Source organism: Azospirillum sp., assembly GCF_035627195.1.
Lineage (GTDB): Bacteria > Pseudomonadota > Alphaproteobacteria > Azospirillales > Azospirillaceae > Azospirillum.
Genome location: NZ_DASPMG010000409.1, coordinates 19,493 through 40,786 on the forward strand (window position 1 = coordinate 19,493; position 21,294 = coordinate 40,786).

Consider the following 21,294-nt stretch of genomic DNA (forward strand, 5'->3'; position numbering starts at 1 on the left):
GTTCACGACATCCTCCACCCGTAAATGGCCGAAAGTCGCGAACATGATATACCCGGTTCGGCCACTTTTCCTGTGACCCGTTGTCACTGATGCAGCAGACGGTTGAAGTGCTGCGAAATTACAATTTCTCCGCGCATCCGCGGCCACTGCGGAGCCGGCTCCACGTTTCGGCTGAAGAAGCCGGCGCGTCCTCTCGGCCCGATCGGATCCGCGAAGCAAAACACGTCTTATAAGGGTACGTCCGGCCTGCGACAAAATGTCTGATGACAAGGTGCGATTACGTCGGCACCTATGACGTGAAAATCACACCACAGTCAAACTCAAGCAAAAACGCTCACGCGGCATGGCGGTACCAAGCGGACGGTGTCGGATGTCACAGGAGACTTGCGCAAATCCCTTTATCATTAGCCATCTAATTATATAGCCAGGCACCGTTGTACGCTCTCTATGCTTCGATTTTTTCACGCGTATGTCGATTTTTAAACGACGCTCATCGCACGCTATTGAATTCGCGGGTCCGAGACATTGCCTACTAAACACATCGGCTTCTGCACGTGACGGAAACGGGAAAGGGAAGATGGCGATGCTGGCACTGGTGTTCGGACGGCAGGAAAGCGACGACAACACCCACCTGACGCGGCAAATATTGCTGCCGTTGTTTGCGTCCATTCTTGTGATCGGCATTCTGGCCGTGTTCGGCATCAGCTGGCAGGCCGTATCCGAACGCCAGACCGAGGAGCGGACCTTCACCGACCACCTCGGGCTCGTGATCGCCCAGGGCCTGAAGGCCGAGACGGACAAGCTGGCCGCCGCCGCGCGCACCGTCATGGAGGTGACGCCCCTGCGCGAGGCCTACGTCGCCGGCGACCGCGACGCGGTGGTGAAGCTGGCAGCCCCCCTATTCGCCGATCTGAAGGCGGCCTACTCCATCACGCACTTCTACATCCACTCGCCCGAGCGCAAGAACTTCGTCCGCGTCCACAACCCGCCCCAACACGGCGACGTGGTCGAGCGCACGACCATGCTGAAGGCGCAGCAGTCCGGCGTCCAGGCAGCCGGCGTGGAAATGGGCGCGTCCGGCCTGTTCACCCTGCGCGTCGTCCTGCCGTGGAAGCACGCCGGCACGCTGATCGGCTACGTCGAGTTCGGCGAGGAGATCGACCACGTGCTGGCCGACATCAAGAAGGCCTCCCGCATCGACCTGGACGCCCTCGTCGCCAAGGCCGTGCTGAAGCGCGAGGCGTGGGAGGCCAACGCCAAGGCGGCCGGCCGCGCGGTGAACTGGGACCAGTTCGCCACCCACGCGCTGGTCAGCGGCAACGACCGCAGGCTGCCCCTCGACACGCTGCGCCCGCAGCTGGAGGAGGCGGTGGCCAGCCGCGAAGCGGTGCACCAGCGCGTCAGCCTGGACGGCCGCACGCTGCGCGTCTCCATGCTGCCCTTCTACGACGCCGCCGGAAAGGACGTGGCCCGGCTGGTGGCCACCGTCGACGTGACCGACGCCGCGCGCGGCTTCTGGATGCTCATCGCCGCCGCCGTGCTGTGCATCGTCGTGGTCGGCGCCGGCATCACCGTCGTCTTCCGGCGCGCCGCCGTCCAGGTGCAGACCCACTTCAACGAATCGCACGCCAAGCTGGTGGCCGAAAAGGAGGAGGCGCAGCGCCTCGCCGCCGAACAGAGCCGGGAACAGGCCGCCAAGGAGCAGCGCGCCGCCACCGTCGGCCGCCTCGTCCAGTCCTTCGAGGCCAGCGTGGTGCAGATCCTGGATACGGTGGCCGCCGCCGCCCGCAAGCTGGACAGCACGGCCCAGGGCATGGCCTCCACCGCCGAACAGACCAACGGCCGGGTCGCCGCCTCCGCCGCCGCCGCCCAGCAGACGTCGCTCAACGTGCAGACCGTGGCCGCCGCCAGCCGGCAGATGGCCGCGACGCTCCAGGCCATCTCCAGCGCGGTCAAGCAGTCCAGCGCCATCGCCGGCCAGGCCGTGCGCGAGGCGGACGAGACGAACGTCACCGTCAACGGCCTGTCGGAAGCGGCGCAGAAGATCGGCGACGTGGTCAGCCTGATCAACAAGATCGCCAGCCAGACCAACCTGCTGGCGCTCAACGCCACCATCGAGGCCGCCCGCGCCGGAGAGATGGGCAAGGGCTTCGCCGTGGTGGCCAGCGAGGTGAAGAACCTCGCCAACCAGACCAGCAAGGCGACCGAGGAGATCTCCGCCCAGGTCGCGGCGATGCAGCAGGTGACGGGTGGCGCCGTGGCTGCCATTCAGGACATCGGGCGCACCATCGGCTCGATCAACGACAGCACCGCCACCATCGCCGGCACCGTCGACGAGCAGTCGGCCGCCACCAGCGAGATCGCCCGCAACGTGGAGCAGGCCGCCCAGGGGACGGAGGAGGTGTCCAGCAACATCGTTCAGGTCACGCAGTCCGCCCGCGAGACGCGGGCCGCCGCCAACCACGTGCTGGACGCCGCCAACGAACTGACCCGCCAGTCCGCCGCCCTGCGCCAGGAGGTCGAACGCTTCCTCGCCGGCATCCGCGCGGCGTGAGTGCGTCGGCGGCTTTGACAGAATTCCTAGAATCCGCTAGGCTTCGATCCATTGAAGGCCCGTCGTGCATCCGCACGCCGGGCCTTTCGCGTTTGGGCGCCTGCACGGCTTCCCGCACGGGGCTCCCGAATGTGCACACCACCCGATTCCTGTTTCACGGTGTTGCATCCGGTTGCATTTGCGGCGGCGCGGCGGATCGCCCACCCGCACCCTTGACGCGCCGCGCCGGGTGCGTAGCTTGGGCGGTGCCTTGAGGCCAGCCCAGTCTAGTCGTAGCAATTCCACCCAGGTAAGGATCCAGCCGTGCCGGAGCATTTCGTCGTCACCATCGACCCCGTGCTGGTCTCGCTGGGGCCGCTGGCGATCCGCTGGTACGGGCTGGCCTACTTCGTCGGCTTCATCATCGGCCTGAAGATCTTCGAAACCGTCATGCGCCGCGAGGCGAAGCTGCCGAACGGCGTCGAGCCCGGCGACTTCCTCACCTGGGCGGTGCTGGGCGTCATCGTCGGCGGGCGACTGGGCGAGGTGGTCTTCTACCGCGCCGATCATTACCTGGCGCACCCGCTGGAAATCCTGATGGTGTGGAAGGGCGGCATGGCCAGCCACGGCGGCATGATCGGGCTGGCGCTGGCCGCCGTGCTGTGGGCGCGGCGCAACGGCGTGTCGCCCGCCCGCCTGTTCGACGCCATCGTCCTGGCCGCACCGCCCGGCCTGTTCCTCGGCCGGATGGCCAACTTCATCAACCAGGAGATGGTCGGCAAGGTCGCCGACGTGCCGTGGGCGGTGATCTTCCCGGTGCACGACTGGATGCCCCGCCACCCCGTGCAGATCTATCAGGCGCTGACCGAAGGGCCGCTGCTCTTCGCGCTGGTCTGGCTGTTCCCGGCCCGGCGCTTCCCGGCCGGGGCCCGCGCCGCCTTCGCCATGATCGTCTACGGCCTGCTGCGCACGTGGACCGAGGTCTACCGCGAGACCGACCCCGGCTACCTGGGCGACGTCGGCGGGCTGACCAACGGGCAACTGCTGTCGCTGCTGCTGGCCGCCGCCGGTGCTGTGCTGCTGGCGTGGCGCCTGCGCGCCAAGCGGGCAAGCGCCTGAACCAGCGTCCGCGGACCCCCGCGCCGGAGCGCTGGAGCAGGCACCGGCCCCTCGGGCAGCCGCGCCGCCACGCACACCACGCTCCGCATCGCGTCGAACAGGGTCATCGTCGCCTCCGCACCGATCGGCGGACAGCCTAGGCGCACGGGCGTATCCATTTGAAACAAATAGGCTTTATGTATCCATCACGGTCGGTGATGAGCGGCGGGGCATGGACGCGCGGGGCGCCGTCTGCTTCAATGGCGGCGATGCCGGCCAACCTCGACACCGACCTGCTGCGTGCCTTCGTCGCCGTCGCCGACGCGCGCAGCTTCACCCGCGCGGCCGAGGCGCTGCTGCGCACGCAGGCCGCCGTCAGCCAGCAGGTCAAGCGCCTGGAGGATGCGGTGGGCAAGCGCGTGTTCGAACGCGACACGCGCGGCGTGCGCCTCACCCGCGACGGCGAGCAGTTGCTGCCCTACGCCCGGCGCATGCTGAGCCTGAACGACGAGATCATGGCGGCGATGCGCCCCGCCGCCGCCGCGCGGCCGATCCGCATTGGCTCGCCGGACGACTACGCCACCATGCTGCTGCCACGCGTCCTGGCGCGCTTCGCCCAGGCGCATCCCGACGTGCCGGTCGAGGTGACCTGCGACAACAGCGTCGACCTCGTGCCGGCGCTGGAGGCAGGCCGCTACGACCTGGCGCTGGTCACGCAGCACCCGTCCGCGGAGCGCGGCACGCTGGTGCGGCGCGAGCCGCTGGTGTGGGTGGCACCGCCCGACGACGGCGTCGAGCGGCAGGAACCGTTGCCGCTGGCGCTGTTCCCTCAGGGCTGCCTGTGCCGCGGCTACGCGGTGCGGGCGCTGGAGGGCATCGGCCGGTCCTGGCGCGTCGCCATCACCTCCGACAGCGTCGTGGCCATCCACGGCGCCGTGTTGGGTGGGCTGGGCGTCACCGCCATGGAGGCCTGCACGGTACCGCCGGGCCTGCGCGTCCTGGGGGCCGAGGACGGCTTCCCCGACCTGCCGCCGGTCGACATCGCCCTGCACCACGCCCCCGGCACGCCGTCGGCCGCCGTCCGCGCCCTGGCCGGCGCCGTGCTGGAGGTGCTCGGGCGGCCCTGACTGCCCCTTCGTGTTGCCCCGCGCGGGCGGGCGAGGCAGAATGCCGGCCGCTTGGCAGGGGGAAACGGGCGCATGCGGGGACGGATCGGCTTTGGCGCGTGGGTGACGGCGGCCTTGCTGGCGTTGGGCTCCATCGGCCCCGTATCGGCGCAAAGCCCGGTCGCCATCGGCGCGCCGCTGGAAGGGCCGGTGGTGCTGAACCGCGACGTCGAGGTGCGCGTCGGCCCCAGCCAGGACGCCCGCATCATCCGCACGCTGCCGAACGGCAAGGCGCTCAACGCGCTGGGCACGCCGCGCGGCACCACCTGGACGCAGGTCGCCATCGGCGGCCAGCCGATCGGCTACGTCCCAGTGGACTCGCTGGACCCCGTCTACGTCCCCCGCCCGATGCCCATCCCCAACGCCGCACCGGGCAAGGATAAGGACAAGCCGGACGCAGCGGCGGAGCGGCCGAACGCCGCCGGCGCGGTGGTGCCGCGCGCCGCCTTCGACGCCGCCCGCCACGATCAGGCGCAGGGCTACGTCGTCGCCTTCCGCAACGTCGGCGCCACCGAGCAGGTCGATCCCAAGAAGCGCCGGTCCTTCACCATCCGCAGGGGACAGGTGGCCGCCGTGCTGGGCGTGTCCGGCAACCGGCTGACGCTGGGCGTGCCCGGCCGCGCCACGGTGACGGCCGGCATCGAGGGCTTCATCGGCGTCGTCACCGCCTACCCCCTGCCCGGCGTGCCGCCGGTGGGCACCGGGCCGCTGTACGCCAGCCGCCTGGGCGAGTTCGTCAGCCACGCCGAAGGCCTGCGCGCTTGGACGGAGTTCACCGGCGGCCCCGGCGCCCAGTACCGCGACCGCCCGCCGATGGTGTGGCCGGTGTTCCACGGCGGCAAGGTCGGCTACGAGATGGGGGTCGGCCCCTTCACCCGGTCGCAGATCGACACCGCCTGCGCCACGCTGGCGCAGGGCGGGCGCGACTGCCACATCGTGGAATTGCAGGCGTACTGAACTTTTTCACGGGCACATGGCTGCCCTTCGCCGTTGCGGCCGTCGCCACGCGGCGCCGGGCGTGGTAGGTTTTCCCTGACACGACTGCCGGACCGGACAGAGCCGCCGCCATGACGAACTCCGACGACGACCTGCTTTTCCTCGACGACCAGGACGGCCGGGGCGACAAGCCCACCGGCGCCCCGTCGCCGCGCTGGAAGATGATGATCGTCGACGACGAGCCGGAGGTGCACTCCATCACCAAGCTCGTGCTCGCCGATTTCGCCTACAAGGGCCGGCCGGCGCAGTTCCTGTCCGCCTACTCCGCGGCGGAGGCCAAGGAGATCCTGGCCCGCGAGGAGGACATCGCCATCATCCTGCTGGACGTGGTGATGGAGACCGACGACGCCGGCCTGAAGCTGGTCCACCACATCCGCGAGGAGCTGAAGAACCGCCACGTGCGCATCATCCTGCGCACCGGCCAGCCCGGCCAGGCGCCGGAGCGCGCGGTCATCCTCGACTACGACATCAACGACTACAAGGCGAAGACGCAGCTGACCGCACAGCAGCTCTTCACCACCACGGTCGCGGCACTCCGGTCCTATGAAGACATCATGGCGATCGAGACGAACCGCCGGGGTCTGGAGAAGATCATCGAGGCGTCGTCGTCGCTGTTCAAGGCGCGCTCGATGAAGCTGTTCGCGGCCGGCGTGCTGACGCAGCTCTCCGCCATCCTGGGCGTCGGGCCGGACGCCATCCTGTGCGTGCAGCGCGGGCCGGTCATGGGCGGCACGACGGACGGCATCTACGTGCTGGCCGGGTCCGGCCGTTTCGAGTCGCTGATCAACGAGCCGGCGACCGAGCACATCGACCGCGACGTGCTTGGCTCCGTCCTGAAGTGCATGGAGCACCGCCGGAACTTCTACGAACCCGACCATTGCACCCTCTACATCCGCACGCCGAACCTGCGCGAGAACGTGGTCTACCTGCGCTCCGACCGGCCGCTGTCGGAGTTGGACCGCCAGCTGATCGAGGTGTTCTGCGGCAAGATCTCGGTCGGTTTCGACAACCTCTACATGTATGAGCAGCTGCGCAAGGCGCAGGAGGGCACGCTCGTCCTGCTGGCCGACGTGGCCGAGGGGCGCGACGCCTCGCGCGCCGAACCGACACTGCGCATCGCCGGCATCGCCGAGCGCATCGCGCGGCGCCTGCAGGCCGAAGGCCGCCACCCGGACATCATCGACGAGGCGTTCATCGAGTTGATCGGGCTTGCCTGCATCATGCACGACGTCGGCAACGCCCACGTCGACCCCGCCATTCTCGGCAAGGCCGGCGCGCTGGACGCCACCGAGCGCGCCGCCATGCAGGCCCACGCCGGGGCCGGCGGCGAGCTGCTGGAGCGCGTCAGCCGGCTGACCGAGTGCCGCACCCACCTGCACCTGGGCGCCGAGATCGCCCGCCATCACCACGAGGCGTGGGACGGCAGCGGCTATCCCGCCGGCTTGGCGGGCGAGGCCATCCCGCTGCCGGCCCGGATCGCCGCCGTGGCCGACGCGTACGACGCCATGACCTCCGCCCGCCCGCACCGCCCCGCCATGGAGCACGCGGCGGCATTGGCCGAAATCCGCCGGCTGGCCGGCGTGCGCTATGACCCGGTGGTGGTGGACGCGCTGGTCGCCGTGGCGGATGAGGTCGCCGCCTTCTGACGGCTCAGCCCCGGATCAGCTCTTCGATCGCGGTGCGCAGGGGAGCCGGCAACACCGGCTTGTGCATCAGCCGGTAGCCAGCGGCCGTCGCCTCGGCCTGCCGCTCGGGCGTCGTGTCGCCGGTCAAAATGATAGCCGGTACGGAGCCGCCGCTGTGGCGTCGCACCATCTCCACCGCATCGGCCCCCGTGCCGCCGGGCAGGAAGTGGTCGGCCAGCACGAGGGCGGGCTTGCTCGTCGCGGCCGGTAGCCCACCGGCGAGTTCGTCCAGCGAACGCGCCGTCAGCACGTCGTAACCCCAGCCTTCCAAGACCAGCGCCAGCCCCTCGACGATCGAGGGGTCGTCGTCGACGACAACGACAAGCCGGCTGGCCGATGGAGAAGTGTTCTGTGCGTCCAGGTTTCCCATAGTCCCGCCAGGTCAGACGATATGCACACGTTCTATAGGGCCATCGCGGGGTGCCCGACAAGGCCCTACCGCATCGCACCATGAAGGAGAACAATTGCCGGACGGCACCGGCGGGTGTGACAAAAGAAGAGAAATTTTAATAAGAACCAGGGCCGTATTTTATTCTTCCTCCGGTCACACCGCGTAGCCTTACCCTCGCTTTATCGCATGCAATGGAACATTCTCAACCCGGCAAAAGCGCATATGAGACGATGCGCCAAATCTAAAAGCGAGTGAGGAGTGCCAGCCCATGCACGGCCCGGCACTCCCGACAACTCAACCGCGCAGCGTGCCACCGGTCGCTTTGGCAACCGCTGCCACGATCTTCTGGCCGATCGCCTCGATCTCCTCCTCGGTGAGCGTGCGGTCGGTCGGCTGCAGGGTGACGCTGATGGCCACCGACTTGCGGCCTTCGCCCACCCCGGCGCCCTCGTAGACGTCGAAGACGCCGACATCCTTGATCAGCGACTTCTCCGCCCCCTTGGCGGCGCGGACGATCTTGTCGGCCTCCACGGCGCGGTCGACGACGAAGGCGAAGTCGCGCTCCACCGGCTGGAAGGCGGACAGCTGGACCAGCGGCTTGGCGGTGCCGCCCTTCTTCTTCGGCTGCGGCACGGCATCGACGAACACCTCGAAGCCGACGACCGGGCCCTTCACCTTCAGCGCCTCCAGCACCGCCGGGTGAATCTCGCCGAAACGGGCGAGCACCGTGGGGCCGAGGCGGAACACGCCGGAGCGGCCGGGATGGTACCAGTCCGGCGCGTCCGTGGTGACCTGCAGGTTCCCGGCCGGGGCGCCGCACGCCTCCAACACCGCCAGCGCATCGGCCTTGGCGTCGTACACGTCGACGCCGCGCTGCTTCACCGACCAGTGGCGCGGCACCGCGTCGCCCGAGCGGATGCCGGCGGCGACCAGATCCTGGCCGGACGGCGTCTCGTTGCGGTACGCCGGACCGACCTCGAACAGGCCGACGTCGGGGTAGCCGCGGTCGGCGTTGCGCCCGGCCGCCTGGATCAGGTTGGCGAGGATGGACGGGCGCATGACGTCCAGGTCGGCGCTGATCGGGTTGACCAGGCGCAGGCCGGCCGGGATCTCGCCGAACAGGCCGGCGACCTCGGACGACATGAAGGACCACGTCACCGCCTCGAACAGGCCGCGCGCGGCGAGGCTGCGGCGGGCGGTCATGGCGCGGCGCTGGCGGGCGTTGAGCGCCGGCTTGGTCACCGTGCCCTCGCGCACCATCGGCGTCGCCGGGATGGCGTCGAAGCCGTTGACGCGCAGCACCTCTTCCACCAGATCCGCCTCGCCGTGCACGTCGGCGCGCCAGGACGGCACCTCCCACGTGGTGCGGTCGGCCGCCTCTTCGGTCTTGCGGAAGCCCAGCGCCTCAAGAATGCGGGACTGTTCCGCCACCGGAACGTCCACGCCGCCGAGGCCGGCGACGCGGCCGTGGCGCAGCGTGAGGGTGCGGCGCCAGTCGGGCTCGACACCCGCGACGACCAGTTCGGACGCCTCGCCGCCGCACAGCTCCAGGATCAGGCGGGTGGCGCGCTCGACGCCCTGGATGACGGCGGCCGGATCGACGCCGCGTTCGAAGCGGTAGCGGGCGTCGCTCTCCACGCCCAGGCGGCGGCCGGTGTGCGCCGTGCGCACCGGGTCGAACAGCGCCGCTTCCAGGAAGACGTTGACCGTCGTCTCGGTGCAGCCGGTCTCCTCGCCGCCGATGATGCCGCCCAGCGATTCCGCCTTCTCGTGATCGGCCACAACGGTCATTTCGGTATCGAGATCATACTCCTTGCCGTTCAGGGCATGGAGCGTCTCGCCCGGCCGGGCCATGCGCACGACGATGCCGCCCTTGACCTTGTCGGCGTCGAAGACGTGCAGCGGGCGCGCCACGTCGAAGGTCATGTAGTTGGTGATGTCCACCAGCGCCGAGATGGGACGCAGGCCGATGGCCAGCAGCTTGTCCTGCATCCACTTGGGCGACGGACCGTTCTTCACGCCGCGGATGGTGCGGCCGACGAACATCGGGCAGGCGTCCGTGCGTTCGATGGCCACGTCCAGCGGGCTTTGGAACGTCCCCGGAACGGGTTCTACATCTCCGCTACCGAATTTAACGTGCCCAGACACGCGAGTGGCAGAGAGTAAAACTCGGCCGCTGTCAGATGTCGCAATCGACGACCCACCTCTTACTTCTTTCAGCGGTTTCAGCGTGCCCAGACCGGCGGCGGCGAGGTCGCGGGCGATCCCGCGCACGCCGGCGCAGTCGGCGCGGTCGGGCGTCAGGCTGATGTCGATGACCGGATCGGCGAGGCCGGCGTATTCGGCGAAGGGCGCGCCGACCGGCGCGTCCTCCGGCAGCTCGATGATGCCGTTGTGCTCGTCGGACAGCTTCAGCTCGCGCTCCGAACACATCATGCCGTTCGACTCGACGCCGCGGATGACGCCCTTCTTCAGCGTGATGTCGGACCCGGGGATGTAGGTCCCCTCCGCCGCGAAGACGCCCGTCAGGCCGGCCCGCGCGTTCGGCGCGCCGCAGACGACCTGCAGGGTCTCCTTGCCGGTGTCGACCATCAGGACGCGCAGCTTGTCGGCGTCCGGGTGTTTCTCAGCCGAAATGACCCGCGCGATGCGGAAGGCGGCCAGCTCCTTGGAGCGGTCCTCGACGCCTTCGACTTCCAGGCCGAGCGCCGTCAGCGTCTCGACGATGCGGTCGAGCGAGGCGTCGGTGTCGAGGTGGTCCTTCAGCCAGGACAGCGTGAACTTCATGGGATCGGACTCCTCGTCTTCAGCGGGTCAGGCCCTGGGCCAGCGACGGCACGTCGAGCGGCACGAAGCCGTAGTGCTTCAGCCACCGCAGGTCCGCCTCGAAGAAGGTGCGCAGGTCGGGGATGCCGTACTTCAGCATGGCGATGCGCTCGATGCCCATGCCGAAGGCGAAGCCCTGGTAGCGCGTGGAATCGACGCCGCAGGCCTCCAGCACGTTCGGGTGCACCATGCCGCAGCCGAGGATCTCCAGCCAGTCGCCGAAGTTGCCCAGCTTCAGCTCGCCACCCTTGCGCGAGCAGCCGATGTCCACCTCCGCCGACGGTTCGGTGAAGGGGAAGAAGCTGGGACGGAAGCGCAGCGGCAGGTCGTCCACGTCGAAGAAGGCGCGGCAGAAGTCGATCAGGCAGCCCTTCAGGTGCCCCATGTTCGTCGTCTCGTCGATGACCAGCCCCTCCACCTGATGGAACATGGGGGTGTGGGTCATGTCGTAGTCGGAACGGAAGGTGCGGCCGGGAATGATCACGCGGATCGGCGGCTTTTCCTTCAGCATCGTGCGCACCTGCACCGGGCTGGTGTGCGTGCGCAGCAGCATCTTCTTATCGCCGGAATCCGGCAGGTAGAAGGTGTCGTGCATGTCGCGCGCCGGGTGGCCGGGCGGGAAGTTCAGCGCCGTGAAGTTGTGGAAGTCGTCCTCGATGTCGGGACCGTCGGCGACGGTGAAGCCCATCTCGGCGAAGATGGCGACGATCTCATCGATCGTCTGGCTGATCGGGTGGATGCGCCCTTCGACCTCCGGACGGACGGGCAGCGTCACGTCGATGCGCTCCGCCTCCAGCCGCGCCGCGAGCTGCGCCTGGGCGAGGTCGGTCTTGCGCGCGTCGATGGCGGCCGCGATCTCGTCCTTCAGCGCGTTCAGCGCAGCGCCCCGCTCGCGCCGCTCGTCCGGCGACAGGCCGCCCAGGTCCTTCATCAGCGCGGTGATGCGGCCCTTCTTGCCGAGCGCGGCCACGCGCACCTCGTCCAGCGCGGCGAGGCTGGGCGCGTCGTTCACCAGCGTGAGCAGTTCGTTCTTCAGCGCATCCATTTCTCAGATCCCTGGATCGCAATGAAAAAAGGAGCCGGCCCCCGAGGACCGGCTCCCTTGTCTTTTCAGGCGTCGTGACCCGCGCAAGCGGATCAGGCGGCCTTCGCGGCGAGAGCGGCCTGGGCGCGGTCGACCAGGGCCTTAAAGGCTTCCGGCTCGCGCGCGGCCAGATCGGAGAGCACCTTGCGGTCCATCTCGATGCCGGCGAGCTTGATGCCGTTGATGAAGCGCGAGTAGGTCAGGCCGTACTGGCGGACACCGGCGTTGATGCGCTGGATCCACAGGCCGCGGAAATCGCGCTTCTTGTTGCGGCGGTCGCGGTAGGCGTACTGAAGCGCCTTCTCGACCTTCTCGATCGCAATGCGGAAATTCTTGGAGTTGCGGCCCCGATAGCCCTTGGCGAGCTTCAGGATCTTGCGGTGACGGGCGTGCGTGGTGACGCCGCGCTTGACACGAGCCATGGTTCAGTCCCTTCCGATCAGGCGTTGCGCAGCCAGTTCTTCAGCACGATGCGACCATCCGGCTCCGCCAGGGTCATCATGCCGCGCGCATTGCGCTTCATCTTCGGGCCCTTCGAGCTCAGGCAGTGGCGCTTGTAGGCCGCCTGGGCGCGGACCTTGCCGCTCGCGGTCACCTTGAAACGCTTCTTGGCGCCGCTCTTCGTCTTCAACTTGGGCATTTTCGATCCTCAAGTCAGGGTTCGTACGTCATGACGGGTGGGCATGCCCTGGGCACCACGGCCCAGCCTCGCCGCCATGTGGAGTGCGCGGTTATACGCGCCGCAACACCGCAACGCAAGCGGAGTCGTCGAAGCACCCGGCATGGCGGAAATGCAGCCCCGCGCGTATATTCGACGGTACAGCCGAGAGGACCGGGCATGGGCAGCGTCTCCTTCACACCCGACCATTTCCTGGTGAAGTTCCGCCGCGCCGTGGAAGAGGCGTTCGGCGACAAGGTGGAGCGCGTCGTCCTCTTCGGCTCCCGCGCCCGCGGCGACGCCCACCCCGACAGCGACTGGGACGTGGCCGTGTTCCTCAAGGAGGGAGCAGGCGAGTGGAAGACGTTGAGCGCCTTATCGGAAATCGCCGGAGAGATCGGCTGGGCGAATGAAGAACGGTACATTCAGCCCGTTCCCTTGGACGCATGTCAGACGAACAGGAGTTTGGAGCTTCGCCGCCACATCCGCGAAGAAGGGATCGAGGTGCCGAGGGCATGAACCCGGAAGCGTCGGAAATCCTGGACAAGGCGTTCCGCCAGATCAAAGCCGCCGCCATGCAGGATGTCGCGACAACCGCTGGCGCGGCCGCCCACCTTTCATACTACGCCATGTTCCGCGCCGCGCGTGCCGTGCTGCTCGACACGCACGGCACGGTTTCGTCGAAGCATGGAAGCGTGCATACCGGCTTCGACGCGCTTGTGCAAAGCGAGGGCGACGATGTCCGTCGCCATGCAATGGCGTTGCGGAAGGCCTACAGCGCCCGACTGATCCAGGATTACACGACGGAGGATGTGTCGCCCGAAGCCGCTGCGGAACTGATTGCCCTCGCCGTCGACTTCGTCGCGTGGTGCGCCCGTCGCCTGGGTGCCGAGCCGCCGCCCCCTAACGCAGATCCTTGAACCGCTCCGTCGCCTGCACCAGGGCGGCGCGGATGCCCGGCTCCATGGCGCTGTGGCCGGCGTCGGGAACAATGCGGTAGTCGGCTTCGGGCCAGGCGCGGCGCAGTTCGTCGGCGGTGGCGATGGGGCAGACGATGTCGTAGCGGCCCTGCACGATGACGGCGGGCAGGTGGCGGATGCGGCCGACGTTGCGCAGCAGCGCGTCCTCCGGCGTGAAGGCGTTGGCGCGGAAGTAATGCGCCTCGATGCGGGCGAGGCCCAGGGCGTGGTTGTCCTCGCCGCTGGCGGCGATCAGCTCGGGCGAGGGCAGCAGGGAGGAGCAGGCGCCCTCGTACACGCTCCACGCCCGCGCCGCCGCCATGCGCACGGCGGCGTCGGGCGAATCCAGGCGCTTCCAATAGGCTTCCAGCAGGTCGCCGCGCTCGGATTCCGGGATGTGCCCGGCGAAGGAGGTCCAGGCCTCCGGAAAGATCACCCGCATGTGGTAGAGGAACCAGTCGATCTCCGGCCGGCGCATCAGGAAGATGCCGCGCAGGATCAGGCCCAGGCAGCGGTCCGGATGCGTCTGCGCATACGCCAGCGCCAGCGTCGAGCCCCAGGAGCCGCCGAACAGCAGCCAGCGCTCCACGCCCAGGCGCTGGCGCAGCACCTCCAGATCCTGCACCAGCAGCTCGGTGGTGTTGGCGCGCACCTCGCCCAGCGGCGTGGAGCGGCCGGCGCCGCGCTGGTCGAGGATGATGATGCGGTAGTGCGCGGGGTCGAAGAAGCGCCGGTGCGTCGGCGAGGCGCCTGCCCCCGGCCCGCCGTGCAGGAACACCACCGGCACGCCGCGCGGGTTGCCGCACTGCTCCCAATAGAGGGTGTGCAGCCCGTCCACAGGCAGCATGCCGGTCTGGAAAGGCTCGATGGGCGGGAAAAGCTCGCTGCGGGGCATGGAGGCGTCCTGTGGTGGGCGCACGGAGTGTAGGGCGGCAACAACCGCCCGCCAAGAGCCGCGCCGCTACTCCGCCTTTCGCCCGGCCATATGTCTCAGGTAGGCGAGGATCAGGTCGATCTCACGGTCGCTCAGCATCTCCTCGGTGAATGCGGGCATCTGCTGACCCGACCACGCGCGCACCGAGCGGCTGTCGCGGATCAGCCGCTTCAGCGCGTGCGGCTGCAGGTACTCGGTCGGGTTCATGGGCAGATTAAGGTCGGGGCCCATGCTGCCGCTGCCCGCACGGTTCAGCGTATGGCAGGTCATGCACTGGGTGACGAACAGCACCTGCCCGGCGCGCACCGGGTCGGCGGCCGGCAGGGACGCGTCGACGGCCAGCTGCGGCCAGCGCTTGGCCGGCGACTCGGCGCTGCCCAGGCGCGCCATCTGGTAGGGCCATTGTTCGGAGCGGATGCCCGACGCCGCCGGGTTCACCCAAACCATGTAGAAAGGCCCGGCCGACGCGCCCTTGCCCGGCAGGTTCGGCCAGGGGGCGTCCGCCGGTTCCACGGCCACGAAGGCGACGGCTCCGTTCCCATCGGTGCTGCACACCACGTCGGCGCGCAGCTGCGCGACGAAACCGTCGGTCGCCACCGCCTCCAGCACGCTGTCGGACGGCAGCTGGTCGGCGGAGACGAGATTGCCCACCGGCACCGCGCGGTAGGTCATCGCCCGGCCGTAGGCGACGTCGTGCGGGATCTGGACGGTCACCGCGTCCGGCCGCGCCAGCAGGGCGGTGCGGGTGAACGTGCGCTCCGTCCCGCCAATGGCGATGGTCAGCACCGGTTCGGCGGCCCACGCCGGCAGTGCGGCGGCCAGCGTCAGAAGAAGGGCGGCAATCCAGCGTGCGGTCATCCGTCGGTGTCCTCGTCGTCCTCAGCCTGTTCCGGTGCTCCGCTCTTCTTCGGGGCGGGTGCGCACTCCACCCGTTCGATCTGCTCGGGGTGGGTGGCCTCGATCATGGGACCGTTGCGCTCCGTGATCCAGCCCCGAACGCGCAGCACACAGCCGGCGAAGGACAGCGGGTCGATCAGCGCGCGGGCGAAGGCGCGCGCCGCGTCGCGGCCGACGCGCACGGTGACGTCCGTCCGCCAGTCCTCGCCGTAGTTCAAATAGATCTGGTCGCGCACGCGGGCGGCGTGCAGCACGCGGCCCTCGACGATCTGGAAGCTGTCGCGGTCCCGCCGCAGCTCGGCCGGGTCGGCCGGGCGCACGGCGTAGACGCGGGTGCGCCAGATGCCCCGCTGGACGGTGCGCGCCTCGGCCTCCGCCGCCAGCATCTCGGCGGCGCGCTCGCGCGCGTCCGGGCGGGTGTGCACGCGGGCGAAGCCGCGTTTCAGCAGCGCATCCTGCAGCCACGTGCCGTCGTCGCGCAGAACCAGCGCCAGCACCCGGCCGTAGCGGTCCGTCACCGCCGAGCGCAGTTCCACCGCGCGGCCCAGCGCCAGTTCCGCCAACGCCTGCGTCGCCCCTTCGGCCAGCGGCCAGCGGCGTTCCTCCGCACGGCCCGGCGGCGGCTTGGCCGCCTCGATGCCGGCCAGCCGCACCGTGCGCCCGTCGTCCAGCGTCAGCGTGTCGCCGTCCACCACCGACGCCACGCGCGCGCCGGCCGCCTGCGCGGGCCACGCCGCGAGCAGGAAGAGCAGCAGCGGAACAATCCGCCCCGTGCCTGAGTTCATCACCGGTGGAGGTCCACCAAAAGGCCAAACCCCAACCGGTATGCCGCCCATGTCCGCCCACCGCAAGCCCCTGCTCCGCCCCCTGCGCGGCATTGCCGCCGCCCTGCTGGCCATCACCCTCGCCTTCACGCCCGTGTCCGGCCACGCCCAGTTCTCCCTGGGCGGATCGGAGGAGGCCCTGGGCGCGCAGGAGCATCCGAAGATCGTCGCCCAATACGGCGGCGAGTACCGCGACGCCAAGGTGCAGGACTTCGTGCGGCGCATCGGGTTGCGCCTTGTCCAGGCGGCGGGGGCGACGGACCAGAACTGGACCTTCACCGTGCTGGACAGCGACGTGGTGAACGCCTTCGCCCTGCCCGGCGGCTTCGTCTACATCACGCGCGGCCTGTTGGCGCTGCCCAAGGACGAGGCGGAGGTGGCCGGCGTCATGGCACACGAGATCGGCCACGTGCTGGCCCGCCATTCCCGCCAGCGCATGAACCGCGGCGCCATCACCAGCCTGCTGGCCGCCGGCTTGGGCGCCGTGCTGGGCAGCCCGGAGATCGCCCAGGCGCTGAACCTCGGCGGCACCGCGCTGCTGGCCAAGTACTCGCGCGACCAGGAGTTGGAGTCCGACCGCATCGGGGCCGAGCTGCTGTCCAAGGCCGGATACGACCCCTTCGCCATGGCCACCTTCCTGCAGACCATGCTGCGCTACAGCCAGTACGAGGGGCTGCGCAAGGGCAAGGAGGCGGAGGACGGCTATGATTTCTTCGCCACGCACCCGCCCACCGGCGACCGCGTCGAGCGCGCGGCGGAGCTGGCGCGCCGCTTCCCCCAGGGCGGGGCACGCCCGGCCGACACCTACGCCGCCGCCGTCAACGGCATGATCTACGGCGACAGCCCGGACAACGGCTTCGTGCGCGGACAGGAGTTCATCCATCCCAAGATGGGCTTCCGCTTCACCGTGCCGCGCGGCTTCAGCTTGCTGAACGGTGCCGACCAAGTGGTGGCGCAAGGGCCGGGCGGCGTCATGATGTCCTTCGATGCCGGCCCGTCCCAGGGCGTGCGCGACCCCGCCGCCTACGTGACGCAGGTGTGGGGCCGGCAGGCGCGGCTGCAGGGCGTGCGGGCGATCACGGTGAACGGCCTGCCCGCCGCCACGGCGGTGACGCAGGGCGAGACCGAGCAGGGCCGCGTCGACGTGCGGCTGGTCGCCATCCGCGACGGCGACGCCATGTACCGCTTCACCTTCCTCAGCCCGCCCGGCGCGTTGAACCGTTACGATCAGGCGTTCGAGCAGACGGCGGCGAGCTTCCGCCGCCTCGCCTCCGGCGAGGCCGGCCGCCTGCAGCCGCGCCGCATCCGCGTGGAGACGGTGCGCCCCGGCCAGGAGGTCGAATCCTTCATCAGCCGCATGCCCGGCGAACCCTACGCCGAGGAATTGTTCCGCATCATCAACGACGTCCCGCCCGGCACACCCCTGCAGCCGGGCTGGACGGTGAAGGTGATCGGATAGCGGGGCCGGTCGACGTTGGGCTTTCGGTTCCGCCTCAACCCACGGGCTTCTTGCGTCGGCGATGCGCCGCTCTCTTGGGTGCCGAGTCCTTAATATTGACAATCATCCCATGCCCGGCGCATGATCGATGCGATCATGGGCACACGTGCGCCCGCACGCCGACAGGGATGGAACACAGAGGAGGCGCCGCGATGGCCATGAGGCCGGTGTCCCGATGAGACACCTGCCGGAAAGCTGTATCATTCGGTAACATTGAGTAACATTCGCCCGGCGCTCCTGGTCCGCCGCACGCCGGTCCCGAATGCAACACACCGCCGAATCCGTTGCATGGTGTTGCATCCGGTTGCATTCGCCCGGCGCCGCCAGCCCACTCACTCGCACCCGCTCACGCGGACCCGCTCACTCCTCGCCGTGCAGGCGCTCCACGGCGCGGCGCTCGCGCTTGGTCGGGCCGTACGGTCCGATCGGACATGGCGATCCCTTTTCAGACGCGTCCGTGTCCGCCGGCAGACAGAAAAGGGATGATAGGGTCGTTCAAACGCCAAGTGGTTGCGGGCGCAGCCCTTTCCGCGGACGTGGAGGCCCCAACCAGGGCCGCCTCCATCGTCCTGCGGATCGGTCTGCCCGTCAAGGCGGCTTGATGAGCCCTTACTCAAGCCCCTCGAATAGGGCGGTGGACAGGTAGCGCTCGGCGAAGGACGGCAGGATCACGACGATCAGCTTGCCCTCGTTCTCCGGCCGCGCACCCACCTCCAGCGCCGCGGCCAGCGCCGCGCCCGAGGAGATGCCGACCGGCAGGCCTTCCAGGCGGGCCACCTTGCGGGCCGTCTCGAAGGCGCGCTGGTTGGAGATGCGCACCACCTCGTCGATCATCTTGGTGTTCAGGATGTCGGGCACGAAGCCGGCGCCGATACCCTGGATCTTGTGCGGGCCGGGCATGCCGCCGGACAGGACGGGGCTGTCCTCCGGCTCCACCGCGATGGCCTTGAACTCCGGCTTGCGGGCCTTGATCACCTCGGCCACGCCGGTCAGCGTGCCGCCGGTGCCGACGCCCGAGATCAGGATGTCCACCTTGCCGTCGGTGTCGCGCCAGATCTCCTCGGCCGTGGTGCGGCGGTGGATCTCCGGGTTGGCCGGGTTCTTGAACTGCTGCGTCATGAAGGCGCCGGGGGTGGAGGCCACCAGCTCCTCCGCCCGGCGGATGGCGCCCTTCATGCCTTCCGGCGCCGGGGTGAGCACCAGCTCCGCCCCCAGCAGCTTCAGCATCTTGCGCCGCTCGATCGACATGCTCTCCGGCATGGTCAGGATCAGCTTGTAGCCCTTGGCGGCGGCGACGAAGGCCAGCGCGATGCCGGTGTTGCCCGACGTCGGCTCGACCAGCGTGGACGTGCCCGGGGTGATCTTCCCCTCGCGCTCGGCCGACTCGATCATGGCGAGGCCGATGCGATCCTTGACGCTGGCGAGCGGGTTGAAGAATTCCAGCTTGCCGACGACCTGCGCCTTCACGCCGGCCTCCTCGGCCAAGCGCTTCACGCGCACGAGCGGGGTGGCGCCGATGGTGTCGACGATGCTGTCGTAGATCTTGCCGCGGAACTCGGGACCGGACATTGGTTCTACCTCCCGGTTACGTGAAATCGGTATGTTTCACACATTCTTATTGAAGCTTAGCCGCAACGACCTTCGAATCAAATGGTAAAGTCGATGCGGTCCTCGGTTTCGCTCTCCACGCCGGCGGCGCGGGCTCGCATGCAGAGATCCTCGATGGTCACCGATTCGAGGCGCTTCATGCAGTCTTCCTGCAGCTCGGTCCACAGCGGGCGCACCACCTTGTGGCCGAGGATGGAGCCGGCCGGTTCCTCAATGGGGTCGGTGGCCGTCTCCATGGCGCGCACGACACGCACAATCTCGCCGATGGTGATGCGCCGCCGCTCGCGCGCGAGGCGATAGCCGCCGCGCGGGCCGCGCACACCGGCCAGGATGCCTTCCCGCACCAGCTGCTGGAGCACCTGTTCGAGGTAGCGTTTGGGGATGCCCTGCCGGCGGGTGATCTCGCCCGACTGCACGGGCTCGGTCCCGGCGTTGTAGGCGATGTCCAGCACCGCCTCGATGGCGAACATCAGCTTCTTGGAGATGCGCAGCATGGTTCCGCTTCCTGGCTGAATTGGCCCGTCGAACCGAAGCCGCCCGTGCCCCGCGCGCTGTCGGGCAGGGTGGCGGCCTCGCTCCAGGCGATGCGCTCGTATCGCGCGATGACGAGCTGGGCGATGCGCTGCCCGCGCTCGATGGTGAAGGTCTGGTCGCCGTGGTTGATCAGGATGACGCCGATCTCGCCGCGGTAGTCCGCATCCACGGTGCCGGGGCTGTTCAGCACCGTCACCCCGTGCTTCAGCGCCAAGCCCGAGCGCGGGCGCACCTGCGCCTCGAACCCCTCGGGCAGGGCGATGGAGACGCCGGTCGGCACCAGCGCGCGGGCACCCGGCGCCAGCACCAGCGGTCCGGCGACGGCGGCCTGCAGGTCCAGTCCGGCGGCGTGCTCGGTGGCGTAGGCCGGGAGGGGAAGCCCTTCGGCGTGCGGCAGGCGGACGATGGGGATGCTGACGGTCACGTGGTCTTTCCCTGGAAATGGGCAGCAATGGTATCGGCGAGGCGCTGGGCGACGGCGTCCTTTCCCATGCGCGGCCAGTCCTCGACGCCATCGGCGCGGATCAGGTGGACGGCGTTGTCGTCGCCGCCGAAGGTGGTGGTGCCCAGCGACACGTCGTTGGCGACGATCCAGTCGCAGCCCTTGCGGGCGCGTTTGGCGCGCGCGTACTCAACCACGTCGCCGGTCTCGGCGGCGAAGCCCACCACCAGCGCCGGGCGCAATGCGCCGGAGCCGGCGACGGTGGCGAGGATGTCGGGGTTCTCGGTCAGCTCCAGGGCCGGCGGGGCGTTGCCGTCCTTCTTCAGCTTGCGCTCCGATTCGCCCTTCACACGCCAGTCGGCGACGGCGGCGGCGAAGACGGCGATGTCGGCCGGCAGCGCCTCCGTGCATGCCTTCAGCATCTCGCGGGCACTCTCGATGCGCACCACCGTGCAGCCGGCCGGGTCGGCCAGCCGGGTCGGCCCGCTGACCAGCGTCACCTCGGCGCCCAGCTTGGCGAGCGCCGCGGCGATGGCGTGCCCCTGCTTGCCGGAGGAGCGGTTGGCGATGTAGCGCACAGGGTCGATCGGCTCGTGCGTCGGGCCGCTGGTGACCAGCGCCCGCTTGCCCGCCAGCGGCTTCGGCGCTTCCAGCGACGCGAAATGCGCCGCGACGGCGTCGACGATCTCCATCGGCTCGGCCATGCGGCCGGGACCGAACTCGCCGCAGGCCATGTCGCCCTCGTTGGGGCCGACGCGGGTCACGCCGCGCTGCTCCAGCAACGCCATGTTGGCCTGCGTCGCCGGGTGCAGCCACATGCGCACGTTCATGGCCGGCGCCACCAGCACCGGCTTGTCGGTGGCGAGCAGCGCCGTGGTCGCGAGATCGTCGGCCATGCCGGCCGCCATGCGGGCCAGGATGTTGGCGGTGGCCGGGGCCACCACCACCAGGTCGGCGCTGCGCGAGAGCTGGATGTGGCCCATCTCCGACTCGTCGGTCAGCGACCACAGGTCCTGGTAGACCTTGTCCTCGGTCAGCGCCTGCACCGACAAGGGCGTCACGAACTGCGCGCCGGCCTTGGTGAGGATGGCGCGCACGGCGCAGCCCCGCTCGCGCAGGCGGCGGATCAGCTCCAGGCTCTTGTAGGCCGCGATGCCGCCG

At 69.3% G+C, this 21,294-nt stretch carries 20 protein-coding genes; 8 read left to right on the plus strand and 12 right to left on the minus strand.

The window, feature by feature from the left end; all coding sequences use genetic code 11:
• Positions 1-577 precede the first annotated feature (577 nt).
• The 5 genes from VED21_RS35320 to VED21_RS35340 all read left to right on the plus strand — a co-directional run bounded on the left by VED21_RS35320 (position 578) and on the right by VED21_RS35340 (position 7,439).
• Entirely contained in the window at positions 578-2,554 is a 1,977-nt protein-coding gene (locus VED21_RS35320) for a methyl-accepting chemotaxis protein (RefSeq protein ID WP_324890604.1), read from the plus strand.
• Between the two features lie 303 nt (positions 2,555-2,857).
• Complete coding sequence (gene lgt / locus VED21_RS35325) at positions 2,858-3,652, plus strand: prolipoprotein diacylglyceryl transferase (protein WP_324890605.1); 795 nt, start codon at positions 2,858-2,860, stop codon at positions 3,650-3,652.
• A gap of 239 nt (positions 3,653-3,891) precedes the next feature.
• On the plus strand, positions 3,892-4,758 hold the full coding sequence (locus VED21_RS35330; protein WP_324890606.1) for a LysR substrate-binding domain-containing protein: 867 nt from the start codon (positions 3,892-3,894) through the stop codon (positions 4,756-4,758).
• A 72-nt stretch (positions 4,759-4,830) separates the two neighbouring features.
• A complete protein-coding gene (locus VED21_RS35335; protein WP_324890607.1) occupies positions 4,831-5,754 on the plus strand; it encodes an SH3 domain-containing protein in 924 nt (307 codons plus the stop codon).
• 110 nt (positions 5,755-5,864) lie between these two features.
• The gene (locus VED21_RS35340) at positions 5,865-7,439 is read left to right on the plus strand and encodes a DUF3369 domain-containing protein (RefSeq protein WP_324890608.1); all 1,575 of its coding nucleotides are present in this window, start codon (positions 5,865-5,867) and stop codon (positions 7,437-7,439) included.
• Between the two features lie 4 nt (positions 7,440-7,443).
• Here the strand turns inward: VED21_RS35340 and VED21_RS35345 are convergent, their stop codons facing one another.
• The 5 genes from VED21_RS35345 to rpmI form a co-directional block, all read right to left on the minus strand.
• Positions 7,444-7,848 carry a response regulator gene (locus tag VED21_RS35345; RefSeq protein WP_324890609.1) on the minus strand — a complete coding sequence of 135 codons (405 nt, stop codon included), beginning with the start codon at positions 7,846-7,848 and terminating at the stop codon, positions 7,444-7,446.
• Between the two features lie 315 nt (positions 7,849-8,163).
• A complete protein-coding gene (gene pheT, locus VED21_RS35350) occupies positions 8,164-10,656 on the minus strand; it encodes a phenylalanine--tRNA ligase subunit beta (RefSeq protein ID WP_324890610.1) in 2,493 nt (830 codons plus the stop codon).
• A 19-nt stretch (positions 10,657-10,675) separates the two neighbouring features.
• Complete coding sequence (gene pheS / locus VED21_RS35355) at positions 10,676-11,740, minus strand: phenylalanine--tRNA ligase subunit alpha (RefSeq protein ID WP_324890611.1); 1,065 nt, start codon at positions 11,738-11,740, stop codon at positions 10,676-10,678.
• Between the two features lie 92 nt (positions 11,741-11,832).
• Positions 11,833-12,201 (minus strand): 50S ribosomal protein L20, encoded by a 369-nt coding sequence (rplT, locus tag VED21_RS35360; RefSeq protein ID WP_324890612.1) that lies wholly within the window; start codon positions 12,199-12,201, stop codon positions 11,833-11,835.
• Positions 12,202-12,218: 17 nt separating this feature from the next.
• Positions 12,219-12,419 (minus strand): 50S ribosomal protein L35, encoded by a 201-nt coding sequence (gene rpmI, locus VED21_RS35365; RefSeq protein ID WP_324890613.1) that lies wholly within the window; start codon positions 12,417-12,419, stop codon positions 12,219-12,221.
• Between the two features lie 198 nt (positions 12,420-12,617).
• On the opposite strand from rpmI, the gene VED21_RS35370 reads away from it, so the two are divergent.
• Together VED21_RS35370 and VED21_RS35375 are read left to right on the plus strand one after the other, a co-directional pair.
• Positions 12,618-12,956: a nucleotidyltransferase domain-containing protein gene (locus VED21_RS35370; protein WP_324890614.1), complete on the plus strand. Its 339-nt coding sequence runs from the start codon at positions 12,618-12,620 to the stop codon at positions 12,954-12,956.
• Positions 12,953-13,357 carry a HEPN domain-containing protein gene (locus VED21_RS35375; protein WP_324890615.1) on the plus strand — a complete coding sequence of 135 codons (405 nt, stop codon included), beginning with the start codon at positions 12,953-12,955 and terminating at the stop codon, positions 13,355-13,357. The genes VED21_RS35370 and VED21_RS35375 overlap by 4 nt, the downstream gene beginning before the upstream one ends.
• Here the strand turns inward: VED21_RS35375 and pip are convergent.
• From pip to VED21_RS35390, 3 genes are all read right to left on the minus strand, one after another.
• A complete protein-coding gene (gene pip, locus VED21_RS35380) occupies positions 13,341-14,291 on the minus strand; it encodes a prolyl aminopeptidase (protein WP_324890616.1) in 951 nt (316 codons plus the stop codon). The two genes, VED21_RS35375 and pip, sit on opposite strands and share 17 nt — an antisense overlap.
• Before the next feature lie 66 nt (positions 14,292-14,357).
• Positions 14,358-15,188, minus strand: coding sequence for a cytochrome c (locus tag VED21_RS35385; RefSeq protein WP_324890617.1), 831 nt, complete (start codon positions 15,186-15,188; stop codon positions 14,358-14,360).
• Positions 15,185-16,012: a thermonuclease family protein gene (locus VED21_RS35390; RefSeq protein ID WP_324890618.1), complete on the minus strand. Its 828-nt coding sequence runs from the start codon at positions 16,010-16,012 to the stop codon at positions 15,185-15,187. Before VED21_RS35390 ends, VED21_RS35385 begins: the two co-directional genes overlap by 4 nt.
• A gap of 49 nt (positions 16,013-16,061) precedes the next feature.
• On the opposite strand from VED21_RS35390, the gene VED21_RS35395 reads away from it, so the two are divergent.
• Positions 16,062-17,510 carry a M48 family metalloprotease gene (locus VED21_RS35395; protein WP_324890619.1) on the plus strand — a complete coding sequence of 483 codons (1,449 nt, stop codon included), beginning with the start codon at positions 16,062-16,064 and terminating at the stop codon, positions 17,508-17,510.
• 648 nt (positions 17,511-18,158) lie between these two features.
• Here VED21_RS35395 and cysK read toward each other — a convergent pair.
• The 4 genes from cysK to coaBC all read right to left on the minus strand — a co-directional run.
• The gene (gene cysK / locus VED21_RS35400) at positions 18,159-19,118 is read right to left on the minus strand and encodes a cysteine synthase A (RefSeq protein WP_324890620.1); all 960 of its coding nucleotides are present in this window, start codon (positions 19,116-19,118) and stop codon (positions 18,159-18,161) included.
• Positions 19,119-19,195: 77 nt separating this feature from the next.
• Complete coding sequence (locus VED21_RS35405; protein ID WP_324890621.1) at positions 19,196-19,651, minus strand: Rrf2 family transcriptional regulator; 456 nt, start codon at positions 19,649-19,651, stop codon at positions 19,196-19,198.
• Positions 19,627-20,115, minus strand: a complete 489-nt coding sequence (gene dut / locus VED21_RS35410; protein ID WP_324890622.1) for a dUTP diphosphatase — start codon at positions 20,113-20,115, stop codon at positions 19,627-19,629. Before dut ends, VED21_RS35405 begins: the two co-directional genes overlap by 25 nt.
• Positions 20,112-21,294 (minus strand): bifunctional phosphopantothenoylcysteine decarboxylase/phosphopantothenate--cysteine ligase CoaBC (coaBC, locus tag VED21_RS35415; RefSeq protein ID WP_324890623.1); only part of this gene is annotated, 1,183 nt, incomplete at its 5' end. The genes coaBC and dut, both read right to left, overlap by 4 nt.